Origin of the sequence: Marivivens donghaensis, assembly GCF_030410045.1 — a bacterium.
GTDB lineage: Bacteria > Pseudomonadota > Alphaproteobacteria > Rhodobacterales > Rhodobacteraceae > Marivivens > Marivivens donghaensis.
Map to the genome: position 1 here is coordinate 109,896 of NZ_JAUFRA010000009.1, position 14,006 is coordinate 123,901.

The 14,006-nt window shown below is 55.9% G+C and carries 5 protein-coding genes and 2 pseudogenes; 4 read left to right on the forward strand and 3 right to left on the reverse strand.

The window, feature by feature from the left end; all coding sequences use genetic code 11:
* Positions 1 to 301 precede the first annotated feature (301 nt).
* Together QWY83_RS14245 and QWY83_RS14250 are read left to right on the forward strand one after the other, a co-directional pair.
* Positions 302 to 4,318 (forward strand): annotated as a pseudogene (locus QWY83_RS14245) (Ig-like domain-containing protein); the annotation flags it as partial.
* A 123-nt stretch (positions 4,319 to 4,441) separates the two neighbouring features.
* Positions 4,442 to 7,465, forward strand: a pseudogene (locus QWY83_RS14250) (Ig-like domain-containing protein); the annotation flags it as partial.
* Between the two features lie 120 nt (positions 7,466 to 7,585).
* Here the strand turns inward: QWY83_RS14250 and QWY83_RS13775 are convergent.
* The 3 genes from QWY83_RS13775 to hemB all read right to left on the reverse strand — a co-directional run bounded on the left by QWY83_RS13775 (position 7,586) and on the right by hemB (position 9,862).
* Positions 7,586 to 8,203, reverse strand: a complete 618-nt coding sequence (locus tag QWY83_RS13775; protein ID WP_249947114.1) for a nucleotidyltransferase family protein — start codon at positions 8,201 to 8,203, stop codon at positions 7,586 to 7,588.
* A 4-nt stretch (positions 8,204 to 8,207) separates the two neighbouring features.
* Positions 8,208 to 8,762 (reverse strand): lipid-binding SYLF domain-containing protein, encoded by a 555-nt coding sequence (locus tag QWY83_RS13780; protein ID WP_249947113.1) that lies wholly within the window; start codon positions 8,760 to 8,762, stop codon positions 8,208 to 8,210.
* A 101-nt stretch (positions 8,763 to 8,863) separates the two neighbouring features.
* On the reverse strand, positions 8,864 to 9,862 hold the full coding sequence (gene hemB / locus QWY83_RS13785) for a porphobilinogen synthase (protein WP_249947112.1): 999 nt from the start codon (positions 9,860 to 9,862) through the stop codon (positions 8,864 to 8,866).
* Between the two features lie 113 nt (positions 9,863 to 9,975).
* On the opposite strand from hemB, the gene QWY83_RS13790 reads away from it, so the two are divergent.
* On the forward strand, positions 9,976 to 10,500 hold the full coding sequence (locus QWY83_RS13790; RefSeq protein ID WP_067544924.1) for a component of SufBCD complex: 525 nt from the start codon (positions 9,976 to 9,978) through the stop codon (positions 10,498 to 10,500).
* 35 nt (positions 10,501 to 10,535) lie between these two features.
* Positions 10,536 to 13,988, forward strand: a complete 3,453-nt coding sequence (mfd, locus tag QWY83_RS13795) for a transcription-repair coupling factor (RefSeq protein WP_249947111.1) — start codon at positions 10,536 to 10,538, stop codon at positions 13,986 to 13,988.
* Positions 13,989 to 14,006: the final 18 nt, after the last annotated feature.

Genomic DNA, 14,006 nt, shown 5'->3' on the forward strand with positions numbered 1-14,006 from the left:
TGTTAGGTTAAGGCGTTCATTACATTTTTCTCTTTGTTTGACCTATCCAATCGAATATCCAGTAATAGCCTAACTGGGGGGGGCAAATGACCGATTGGTGCGGTCATGGTGAGTGTCGGTTGCCGACATGAGCCGAATTGTGTCTGCGAAAGGGTTTTCCTTTTTGCCGATTTTTGGATCAACGCGCTTGAGGTGACTCTAGCGTGCGAGGTCCGAGTGTGTGCCCCTTGCAGGGGAGTGCACCGGAACTCGCATTTCCGGTCGGTTTTACCGATCGGGTGGGCAAATGGAGTTATAAGGTATGTCACTGTTCCTGCTGGATTGGACAAAGTGTCTTTTTGGTTCGACAAACACATTTACGGGTAGCTGGGGCAGCCTTGACTGCTACACCTCGTCAACATCAGGCTGCCATACGGTGTCGTATAACAACGACGACTGTTTGAAGCTCGATAACCACTATTCGGGTAACACTTACGACTTCGGTTTTGGGTGCGATGTTCAGGACGTCAGCTTTAACCTCTACGACATCAGCCTGAGCAAGTGTGGCACAGGCAACCTCTGTGACGTGGTATTTAAGAACGCTCTCGGTGAGATTGTTGAAGCGAAATATGAATGGATCAACAACTGCGTGTGCGTAACCTGCGCCGAGCCGATTGAAACGATCAAAATCTGCTACGATCCGAGCTGGCTCAATTATTGTGACCTGAAAATCGGTACTATCAGCTGCGCCCCCGTGCCCACCGAGGATGGCGTTGTTGAAGGCACTGCAGGCGATGATCTGATCGACGTAGCCTACGTTGGTGATCCTGACGGCGACAAAATCGACAATAACGATGCGATCTTGGCTGGTGAGACAGGCAATGACGACATTGTTGTTGCAGGTGACGGCGACGACACCGTGATCGCGGCTGATGGCAATGACGAAGTTTACGGCGGCGCTGGAAATGACGACCTCTACGGTGGTGCTGGCAACGACGTTCTGATTGGCGATCGTGAGAGCGCTGTTTACGGTTCGCCAAGCACGACAACGACTGTCCGCGAAAGCTTTAACTGGTCGCAGGCGCCCGATCCGCATGACAACACGTCGATCGATAATGACGATGATCTGAACACATTTACCCAGAACACAGGTTCGGTAAATGTGACCTTCTCGACCATTGCGACGGTGTATAGCCCTGACACGAACTTTGCGACCGATCAGCAAAAGGTTCACTCGATCGACAGCGGTACTGAAACGGTTAACGCTTATTCCTCGCTGGAATCTGAGTTGAACGCGAAGGGCGAAAGCGCGACCTACCAGTGGAGCTTTGACACCTCGGTCGAGAATATCTCGTTCCGTATCAACGACGTCGATTTTGACTCGACCGTTCAGGTTTATGCCTATGACGCCAACGGTGTTGCAGTTCCTGTCGATATCTCGGCTGGTGGCGGTGTAACGCTCAAGAACCTCGATGGCGTTGCTGGCTATGAAACTGGCGTCTCAAACGGTGGCGGCTCTGCCGATACTGACCCGTATTATTCGATGCTGGTGAATGTTGCTGGCCCTGTAACCAAGTTGGTCGTGAAGCACCTACAGGACGGCTACGACAATGCGGGCGTGAACATCACCGACTTGTTCTATGACGTAACGGTCAGCACCGACGATGGCGTTCCTGGTGACGATTTCATCGACGGCGGTGCTGGTGATGACATCATTGAAGGCAATGAAGGGAACGATACCCTTATCGGTGGTTCTGGCGACGACATGATCCACGGTGGTAGTGGCGACGACACCATTCAGGGTGACGGCGATAGCACAGGCAACGTGAGCCCCCAACCAGCTGTTTTGGATTGGAGCGATTTCGGTAGCACAGGTGCGACCGTTGCTAACGGCGCAACCCAAGATCTGGGCGGCGTCACTGTAACCTTTGGTTTTGATCCAGCGGTATCGGGTGCGACTGCGACTGTTTCGGGTGCTGCTCAATACGTCGAAACTGGCGAGAACTTTGACAATCACTCTGGTCTGCAGCTTTACGGTCCGACCACGGGTCACGCTGGTGATACCTCGACTGTTACGCTTGATTTCGCATCGAACACAGGCGGTTACTCTGACGAAGTTCAGAACGTAGCGTTCCGTATCAACGATATCGATGTCGGTACATCCTCCGATCCTCACCAAGATATCCTGACCATCCACGCCTATGACGCGAACGGCGTTGAGGTTCCTGTGACCTTTGTGGCCGAAGGTGGTCAGACGATCTCTGGCAACACGATTACCGCGCATGATCTGGACAACGGCACGATCAACACGGGCACTGCGAAAGGCTCTGTCCTGATCCAAATCGCGGATCCTGTGGCCCGCATCGTGATCGACTACGGTAACGGCGCGACCACGGACCAAGCGGTCACGATCACCGATATGTCGCTGGAAACCATTTTGGCGGATGACGATGCTGGTAATGACTACCTTGACGGTGGCGACGGCAACGACTTGATCGAAGGCAATGAAGGCGATGACCGTCTCATCGGCGGCGACGGCAATGACACTCTTTTGGGGGGCGACGGCAACGACATCATCGACGACGTGCGCGGCACCGACAATGACGGCAACGGCGATGACTACGCTGACGGCGGCGCAGGCAACGATGAAGTTTGGACTGGCAAAGGCAACGATACGCTTCTGGGTGGTGATGGCGACGATACCCTGGGCGGTGAAGCTGGCGACGACATCCTTGATGGTGGAGAAGGTGCGGATATCATCCTTGGCGGTGATGATGCTGACGTTATCTATGGTGGCGCTGGCGACTACGTCGACGGCGGCGCTGGTGGCAACGACTTCGATGTTCTCGACCTGACGGGTAAAGGCCCGTTCTACCTCGAGAATGTGACACCTGACAGCAACGGCAACGGCACCAACGGTACCGTCGTCTTTGTTGACGCCAACGGCGTACCGACGGGTGAAACCCTGAACTACGTCGAAATCGAACAGATCATCGGTGATGAGTTCAATCGCGCTCCGGAAGCCAATGATGACTCGATTACCACGGATGAAGATACAGCCGTGACCATCAATGTGCTGGCAAACGATACGGACCCAGATGGCGACACGCTGACCATCACCGAAGCCACGGTTCCTGCTGAGCAGGGCTCGGTCGAGATTGTGAACGGCCAGCTGGTGTTCACTCCTGCCGATGATTTCAACGGTGAAGCGACGATCAGCTACACGGTCACCGATCCAGACGGCAACACGGACACTGCCAATGTTGTGGTCACCGTTAACCCTGTTGATGACGCACCAGAAGCTAACGACGACACCGCGACCACCGATGAGGACACCGCTGTCACCATCGACGTGCTCGACAACGACAGCGATCCGGACAACCAGCCGCTGACGATTACTGAGGCGACGGTTCCTGCTGAGCAGGGCTCGGTCGAGATCGTGAACGGTCAACTGGTGTTCACCCCTGCCGATGACTTCAACGGCGAGGCAACGATCAGCTACACGGTCACCGATCCCGATGGGAACACGGACACCGCCAATGTTGTGGTCACTGTTAACCCTGTTGACGATGCGCCGGAAGCGTTGGACGACACGGCGACCACCGATGAGGACACCGCTGTCACCATCGACGTGCTCGACAACGACAGCGATCCGGACAACCAGCCGCTGACCATCACCGAAGCCACGGTTCCTGCCGAGCAGGGCTCGGTCGAGATTGTGAACGGCCAGCTGGTGTTCACCCCTGCCGATGACTTCAACGGCGAGGCAACGATCAGCTACACGGTCACCGATCCCGATGGGAACACGGACACCGCCAATGTTGTGGTCACTGTTAACCCTGTTGACGATGCACCGGAAGCTAACGACGACATCGCAACCACCGATGAGGACACAGCTGTCACCATCGACGTGCTCGACAACGATAGCGATCCGGACAACCAGCCGCTGACGATTACGGAAGCCACGGTGCCTGCTGAGCAGGGCTCGGTCGAGATTGTGAACGGTCAACTGGTGTTCACCCCTGCCGATGACTTCAACGGCGAGGCGACGATCAGCTACACGGTCTCTGATCCAGACGGCAACACGGACACAGCGAATGTTGTGGTCACCGTTAACCCTGTCGACGATGCACCGGAAGCGTTGGACGACACGGCGACCACCGATGAGGACACCGCTGTCACCATCGACGTGCTCGACAACGACAGCGATCCGGACAACCAGCCGCTGACGATTACAGAAGCCACGGTTCCTGCCGAGCAGGGCACGGTTGAGATCGTGAACGGTCAACTGGTGTTCACACCTGCCGATGACTTCAACGGCGAGGCAACGATCAGCTACACGGTCTCTGATCCAGACGGCAACACGGACACTGCCAATGTTGTGGTCACCGTTAACCCTGTTGATGACGCACCAGAAGCTAACGACGACACCGCGACCACCGATGAGGACACCGCTGTCACCATCGACGTGCTCGACAACGACAGCGATCCAGACAACCAGCCGCTGACGATTACTGAGGCGACGGTTCCGGCAGAGTAGGGCTCGGTCGAGATTGTGAACGGTCAACTGGTGTTCACACCTGCCGATGACTTCAACGGCGAGGCAACGATCAGCTACACGGTCGCGGATCCAGACGGCAACACGGACACCGCCAATGTAGTTGTGACGGTGAACCCTGTTGACGATGCACCAGAAGCGTTGGACGACACCGCGACCACCGATGAGGACACCGCTGTCACCATCGACGTGCTCGACAACGACAGCGATCCAGACAACCAGCCGCTGACGATTACTGAGGCGACGGTTCCTGCTGAGCAGGGCTCGGTCGAGATCGTGAACGGTCAACTGGTGTTCACCCCGGCGCCTGACTTCAACGGCGAGGCGACGATCAGCTACACGGTCACCGATCCCGATGGCAACACGGACACAGCGAATGTTGTGGTCACCGTTAACCCTGTTGATGACGCACCGGAAGCGGTGGACGACACCGCGACCACCGATGAGGACACAGCTGTCACCATCGACGTGCTCGACAACGACAGCGATCCAGACAACCAGCCGCTGACGATTACAGAAGCCACGGTTCCGGCCGAGCAGGGCTCGGTCGAGATCGTGAACGGTCAGCTGGTGTTCACCCCGGCGCCGGACTTCAACGGCGAGGCGACGATCAGCTACACGGTCACCGATCCCGATGGGAACACGGACACAGCGGTTGTGAATGTTGATGTTCTGCCGGTGAATGACCTCGTTGCGGTGGATGACGTTGCGCAGACGGACGAAGATACGCCTGTAACCATCGACGTTGTGGCCAACGACCAGAACCCAGATGGCGGTGCGCCTACTGTGATTGGTGCAACTGTCCCTGCAGCCCAAGGCACTGTGGCGATTGTTGGTAATAAGCTGGTCTTTACACCTGCAACGAACTTCTTTGGTGAGGCGACGATCGACTACACCATCGAGGACGAAGAGGGTGCGGTCGATGTGGCTAAAGTCACGGTCACTGTAAACAGCGTTCTTGAGGCACCGATTGCGGTTGATGATGTTGAAACGACTGACTTTGAAACGGCAGTCACCATTGACGTTCTGGAAAACGACAGCGATCCAGATGGCACTGTCCTAACGGTGACAAATGCATCTGTCCCTGACGTTCATGGCAGCGTCGCAATCGTTGACAATAAGGTTGTCTTTACACCTGCAGCTGGCTTCGAAGGTGAGGCGACAATCAGCTATACCATCGAAGATGCGGATGGTCTGACCGCTGATGCTGTTGTCACTGTGACGGTGAATGATACGCCTCCGCCGCCTCCGCCAGTTCCAGATGGAACGGTCGAAGGGACCTCGGGCGACGATATCATTGACGACAACTATGCGGACGATCCGAATGGTGACTTCGTTGACAATGATGACGCGATCCTGCCGGGTGACACTGGTAATGACGACCTGATCTATGGCTACGAGGGTGATGACACCATCCTCTCGGGCGATGGAGATGACGAAGTCTATGGCGGCGTCGGCAATGATACGATCCTAGATGATAGTGGTTCGGATACAGTCTTTGGTGAAGATGGTGACGATATCATCAACACCGCAGGTGGTCAGCAAAGCCCCGATACGGCCTATCCAGGTGTCTATGCGGCTGATAGCGATCCATTCGATGATCGGGATACCGTTTATGGCGGAGCTGGCAACGACACGATCACCACGGGCGATGACAATGACACCATTTATGGTGGCACTGGCAATGACACGATTGACGGTGGCGTCGATGACGACCTGATCTACGGTGAGGATGGCAACGATACCATCATCGGCAGCGAAGGCGATGACCAGATCCTCGGCGGTGACGGCGACGACCTGATCTACGGTGGTTTGACGACTGATGTCCTCGACCTTCCTGATGATCTGGATGGCGACGGTGATAGCAACGACCTCGGTGAAGACCTTGTTACCAATAACAACAAGGACATCATTTCGGGCGGTGCTGGCAACGACACCATCTACGGCGGCGATGACGATGACCTGATCAGCGGTGGCGCTGGCAACGACTTCGTTGATGGCGGTATTGATGACGACGTCATTCACGGCAACGCTGGTGATGACACGCTGCAAGGTGGCCAAGGTGACGACCTCATCTTTGGTGGGGACGATGATGACATCATCATCGGTGGCCCGGGCGAAGACATCATGCAGGGTGGCTTCGGGAATGACACCTTCTACGGCGGCAACGGTGGCGACATTGTTGTCGGTGGCGAAGACGCTGATGGTCTAGATGTTGACGTGCTGAACCTGACCGGCAGCGGTGTCGATCATATCGTCTACAACAGCAACGATCCTGAAGCTGGGACTGTGTTCTTCAACGATGGGTCCGTGATGACCTTCTCGGAAATCGAGAATGTTATTCCGTGCTTCACACCAGGTACGTTGATCGCGACACCGCGTGGCCAGGTTCCTGTGGAACAGCTCCATGTTGGTGACAAGATCATCACCCGCGACAATGGCATCCAAGAGATTGCTTGGTTGGGTCAGAAAGAGATGCCGGGCAAGCAGCTGATTGCGAACCCGCACCTCAAGCCGATCCTGATCAAGGCAGGCGCTTTGGGTAACGGTCTGCCGGAACGTGATATGCTTGTGTCGCCGAACCACCGTGTTCTGGTCGCCTCTGACCTCACGCAACTCTACTTTGAAGAGCGTGAAGTTCTGGCTGCGGCGAAACACTTGGTCGGTAGCGGGGGTATCCATCAGGTTGATGTGACCAACACGACTTACATTCACTTCATGTTTGAACGTCATGAAGTGGTGCTGTCGGATGGCGCGTGGACAGAGAGCTTCCAGCCGGGTGATTACAGCCTCAAAGGTATCGGCAACAGCCAACGGAACGAGATTTTCGAACTCTTCCCAGAGCTGAAAGAGAAAGCGGGCATTCAGGATTATCAATCCGCTCGTCGTGCGCTGAAAAAACACGAGGCCAAACTTCTGGTCCGTTAAGACGTGCAGCTGACCGGAAGGGGGCTACTTTTCCGGTCGCAAGTCTGAAGGTGGGTCAGACAGCCATCCCGATGATCTTGGGCGACACCCTCGTGGCCCGAGACATCGGGATGTTGCGTTTCAGCGGCCTGTTTCTGCGCGAAATTCGGCCCAGTCCTCGGGCGTGTCGAGGTCGCGTCGGGCGCGTTGATCGGGCAGGGGAATGAGGTGCATTCGGTCGCGATATGGGCGCACGATGCAGTTGCCACCTTGATCGCCGCTAATCGTAGCAAAATTTTCGCGCAACGAGCCGTCGAAAAGGATCGGATGACCGGGTTGCAGGTCTTCGGTTGCGCCGCGCCAAATGAGGGCATCGGGGGCAATGGTTGGACCCGCTAGAACAGCGGCCATATCTGTGGTTTCAATTTCAACCAAATCAGGCAGAACCATGAGCAAATGGGACCACTCCGGCATTTGCGCGACTGCTCCACGCATGGAACCTGACATTCCCTCGGATGCTTCGGGGACGATGAGATGGTTCACGGGCAGGTCCGCGATGAGCGCCAGACGCGGGTGGTCTGCCGATGACAGGGCGACGTAGACGGGAAGGCCAAGCCCGAGCGCGCGTTCACACTGAAGCCGCAACAAGGGCACGCCATCGACAAGCTCGCACAGTTTATCACCGCCGCGCATCCGCGACGACTGCCCAGCAGCGAGGATCAGGACGACAGTGCCAACGGAGGGTGCCGGCGCTGTCATGATTTTACGGAAGGATGCGGGTGTATTTGGTGCCTTCAAGCGTGGCGCCAACGCGGAACCCCGCCTGAGCGAACACGACCGCAATCACGGGTGACAGCGAAGTCGTCGTCTGAGCGCGCAGTGTATCGCCCTGATCGTTCAGCGCGTATTCGATGTCCGCACCTGCGGCCCAACCCGTAGAGGAACGGAACTCCATCAGCGCTTCTTCGGTCATGAAGAACAGGACGTGGCTATATTGCTGACCGCCAAGCTGGAGGCCCGCGCTTGCCGATGCGGCAGAGTAGTAATCGACGGTGGATTGGCTGATCCGCAGGGCACCACGACCGAACGATCCACCTAGGCCAAAGCCAACTTCGGTGACGAGCGGCATAACCAGCATACCAGCGGCTTTCATCGAAAGATCGCGGGTCGCAGGGTAGGTGCTATACATATACGACAGCGTGCTATCGACGCGCGCGTCAATTGTCGCGGCGGCATTTGTGCCAACACCGTTGGAACAGGCGGCGACAGTCGTTGCCAAAGAGCCTAGCGCAAAATTGCGACGGGTAAGAAGGGTCATTGCTCGTGCCTCTATCTGGGGGCGGCTTATGCCGCTCTATCACGCGAACTATAGGCGCGATTTTCGCTCCTGTCATCCACTACATAAGGTGTGCGCGGGTGTCAGCCGTTTAAGAGCCGCGCCGCCTCGGGGGCGAAATACGTCAGGATGCCGTCGCAGCCTGCGCGTTTAAAGCACAGGAGGCTTTCGAGCATGACTTTTTCCCCATCGAGCCAACCGTTTTGAACGGCCGCTTGGATCATCGCGTATTCGCCTGAAACTTGATAGGCATAGGTCGGCACGCCAAAGCTGTCTTTCACACGACGACAGATGTCGAGGTAGGGCATTCCCGGTTTCACCATAACCATATCCGCGCCTTCCATTAGGTCGCGTTCAACAAGTCGCAGCGCCTCATCACTGTTGCCCGGATCCATTTGGTAGGTCTTTTTATCGCCCTTTAGCGCGCCCGATGCACCAACGGCATCTCGGAACGGACCATAGAAACCCGACGCGTATTTGGCGGTGTAGGACAGGATCGCAACGTTCTGATGGCCTTCGCTCTCTAGCGCTGATCGCATTGCGCCGATGCGGCCATCCATCATGTCGGACGGGCCGAGGATATCCGCACCAGCTTCTGCCTGAGCCAGTGCCATTTTCACCAATGCCTCTACCGTTTCATCATTGATGATCTCGCCATCGACCACATAACCGTCGTGCCCATTGATGTTATATGGATCGAGCGCGATGTCCGTCATGATTGCCATTTCGGGAACGGCATCTTTGATCGCGCGAATTGCTGTGTTCGTCAGGTTGTCGGGTGACCACGCCATCGCGCAATCTTCGGTCCGATGTTCCATCGAGGTGTAGGGAAACAGGCACATCGCGGGGATACCCAAGTCGTGCGCTTCTTTGGCCGCCTTTACCACGCGGTCGATCGTTTTACGGGTCACACCTGGCATCGACGCGATTGAGGTTTCATCGTCGCGGCCTTCCATGAGGAAGACGGGCCAGATGAAATCGTCTGTGGTCAGCGTGTTTTCACGAACCAAAGCGCGAATGGCAGGGGATTTACGAACGCGGCGCAAACGAGCGGCAGGGTATTGGGCGACGGTGGGTTTCATAGCGGGCCTTTCATGTCACACACGATGGGTGCCACGGAAATTTCATGACGACAAGTCTAGGCTTTGCCGCAGGTGAAGTTTAGGTTGGCGCAAAACAAAGATCAGGCACGACAGTGAACTGGACCCAGACGGTATTTGAAGTCATCGATTTGCGCTCTTTCTCGAACCTTTGGTTCTGGATTGCGCTCGCTGTGCTGTGGTCGACGACCAGCCATTGGGTGATTGGTGTTCCCTTTGACCTTATTCAACGTGCCGCCCGCGAGGGTGGAGAGCCGTTTGCAGACCTTCAAGCTATTGTTCGGGTCAACGTGAATCGTCTTTTGTATATCTCTCATCAATCCGGGCTATGGCTTACGGGCTTTATGTGCTTTGTGCTGACGGGGCTGTTTTTGTTGGCGTTCGTTTACCATATCGAATTCGCAGAAGCGCTGTTCCTCCTCGGGTTTCCGTTGTCATTGGTTGGACTTTTGTCGATCAATACGGCGATGCTGATTAGGTCCGAGGGCATGGAGCCTGAGGTGCTGTTTCGCCGTTTGCGACGTCACCGCACCTATGTGCAATTCATCGGTATGTTCTCAATCTTTGTGACTGCGACTTACGGGATGTATCAGAACCTTGGCGGTGCCTACGGGTTCTGAGTTGACTTTACCCCGTGGCGGGGTAGGTCTCGCGCATGAAATCACAATCCCACATTACCGTTTGCGGCGCCCCCGAAGGGTTTGACGCGAAATTGATCCTTGATGAAGTCGGAAAATCCGGCGCTCCCGTGCTCCACATCGCACGGGATGATCGTCGATTGACCGAAATGCAGGCGGCCTTGGCGTTTTACGCGCCTGAGGTGCCTGTAGTCGTGTTCCCTGCGTGGGATTGTTTGCCTTATGACCGTGTGTCACCGAACGCTGATATTTGTGCGGCCCGTATGGCGACCTTGGCGGCATTGGCGCATGGAATGCCAAAGCAGTTCGTTCTGCTGACGACGCTCAATGCAGCGACACAACGTGTCCCTGCGCGGGGGCTGCTGAAAGAGGCGTCCTTTACGGCGCGGGTGAATAGCCGCATCGATGAGGCTGCGTTAAAACAGTATTTGGTCCGCATGGGATTTACCCAATCGCCGACGGTGATGGAGCCTGGCGACTATGCGGTTCGGGGCGGGATCATTGATATCTTCCCTCCAGGTGAAGCGGGTCCTGTACGACTGGACCTCTTTGGTGACGTTCTCGACAGTGCGCGACGGTTTGATCCAGCGAGCCAGAGGACAACGGAAAAGCTCGATGTCGTAGAACTCGCGCCTGTCTCAGAGGTGATCCTCGATGAGGCAGCGATCACGCGTTTTCGTCAGAACTACCGTATCGAATTTGGCGCGGCTGGCACTGACGATCCGCTGTATGAGGCGATCAGTGCGGGGCGCAAACATGCGGGCGCGGAACATTGGCTCGGGTTTTTCCACGACCACCTCGAGACGCTGTTTGATTACGTCCCAACCGCAACGGTGACGATTGACGATCAGGTCACGCCAACGCGGCTCGCCCGATGGACGATGATCGAAGACGCCTATGACACGCGGATGTTTGCCCTGAAACAAAAGGGGCGGATGGACAGCGTTTATAAGCCAGCACCGCCCGCCTTGATGTATATGGACGATCCCACATGGGATGCCGTCATCGCGGATCGTCGTGTGCTGCAATTTACGCCGCTCAAACAATCGACTGGTCTGGGTGTGATCGACGCAGGCGGTCGTATTGGTCGCGATTTCGCACCTGAGCGCCAGCAGGAAAACGTAAACCTTTTCAAAGCTCTGATGCTGCACGTTAAGGCGCGGGCGTCTGAAGGGCCTGTTGTTGTTGCCTCCTATTCCGAGGGTGCGCGCGAACGTCTGATGGGGCTTTTGGAGGATGAGGGCGCTGGCGAAGTGATCCCCGTGCAGAACTTCTCTCGCGTTGGGAAATCAGGTCTACACCTCGCCATATGGCCCCTTGAAAAAGGATTTGAAACCAAAGGCCTGACGGTCATTTCAGAACAGGATGTTCTGGGTGATCGCCTCATTCGCCAGACCAAGAAAAAGCGTAAAGCTGAGAATTTCCTGACCGAAACGCAGAGCCTGACACCCGGTGATCTGGTCGTGCACGTTGATCACGGTGTCGGACGATACAAGGGGCTTGAGGTCGTTCAAGCCTTGGGCGCCGCGCATGAGTGTATTCTCCTTGAATATGCCGAAGGATCAAAGCTTTACCTGCCTGTTGAGAACATCGAACTGCTGTCCAAATTTGGGCACGAAGATGGTCTCTTAGATCGTCTGGGCGGTGGTGCATGGCAGGCGAAGAAAGCCCGCATGAAAGAGCGTATTCGCCAGATGGCGGAACGTTTGATCCGCGTAGCGGCCGAACGTGAGTTGCGCAAAGCGCCTGTTCTGTCACCACCCGATGGCATGTGGGATCAGTTCCTTGCGCGTTTCCCCTATGCAGAAACCGAGGATCAGCTACAAGCGATTTCCGATGTGCTAGAGGATCTAGATTCAGGTCGTCCGATGGATCGTTTGATCTGCGGCGATGTGGGTTTTGGCAAGACCGAGGTTGCAATCCGCGCCGCCTTTGTTGCGGCGATGTCGGGTGTTCAGGTGGCGGTGATTGCGCCGACGACTCTGCTTGCGCGTCAGCACTATAAGAACTTCGCCGAACGGTTCCGTGGCTTCCCGATCAACGTCGCGCCTCTGTCGCGGTTTGTCAGTGCTGGGAATGCGGCGAAAACCCGTGAGGGCATGGCGAACGGGCAGGTCGATATTGTTGTCGGAACCCATGCGCTGCTGGCGAAAGGCGTGAAATTCAACAACATCGGCCTCCTGATCATCGACGAAGAGCAGCACTTTGGCGTTCAGCATAAGGAACGTCTGAAACAATTGCGCTCTGATATTCACGTTCTCACGCTGACCGCGACGCCGATCCCACGGACGCTGCAATTGTCGCTCTCTGGGGTGCGCGATCTGTCGATCATCGGCACGCCACCCATCGACCGTTTGGCAATCCGTACTTATGTCAGCGAGTTTGACACCATCACGATCCGCGAGGCGCTCTTGCGCGAGCATTATCGTGGTGGCCAGTCGTTCTTTGTTGTGCCGCGTCTGTCTGATCTGCCTGAAATGGAGGATTGGCTCAAACGCGAAGTGCCAGAAGTGTCGTTCGTCGTTGCACACGGTCAAATGGCGGCGGGTGAGCTCGATGATCGTATGAACGCGTTCTACGACGGGAAATACGACGTGCTGTTGGCAACAACGATTGTCGAGAGCGGGTTGGATATTCCGACAGCGAACACTATGATCGTGCATCGTGCTGATATGTTTGGTCTGGCACAGCTCTATCAAATCCGAGGGCGTGTTGGTCGATCGAAGACCCGAGCCTATGCCTATCTGACGACGAAGCCGCGTGCGAAACTGACGCCTCAGGCTGAAAAGCGTCTTCGAGTACTAGGGAGCCTCGATACCCTCGGGGCTGGATTTACCCTTGCGTCGCAAGACCTTGATATCCGTGGTGCAGGTAATCTGCTCGGTGAAGAGCAGTCGGGCCACATCAATGAGGTCGGGTACGAGTTGTATCAGCAAATGCTGGAAGACGAGATTGCGCGGATCAAGTCTGGCGCGATTGGTCTGTCGGATGATGATGGACAGTGGGCGCCTCAGATCAACCTTGGCGTTTCTGTATTGATCCCAGAGACTTATGTGGCTGACCTTGATGTGCGTCTTGGTCTCTATCGTCGCTTGTCTGCGCTGACCAAGAAGGTCGAACTCGAAGGGTTCGCGGCTGAACTGATCGACCGTTTCGGTCCGTTGCCGAAAGAGGTGAACACCCTGATGCTCATCGTGCGGATCAAAGCGATGTGCAAACGCGCGGGTATTAGCCAGCTAGACGGTGGACCGAAGGGTGCTACCATTCGGTTCCACAACGATAAATTCGCATCACCTAAAGGGTTGGTCGAATTTATTCAGGCGCAAAAAGGCATGGCGAAGGTCAAAGACAACAAGATCGTCGTTGGCCGCGAGTGGAAAACTGAAGCGGACAAGATCAAAGGGGCCTTTGCAATTGCCAAAGACCTTGCTGAAAAAGTTGCTGAGGATAAAAAAAGTAAGCAGGCGTAACGCGTTACGCCTGCCTTT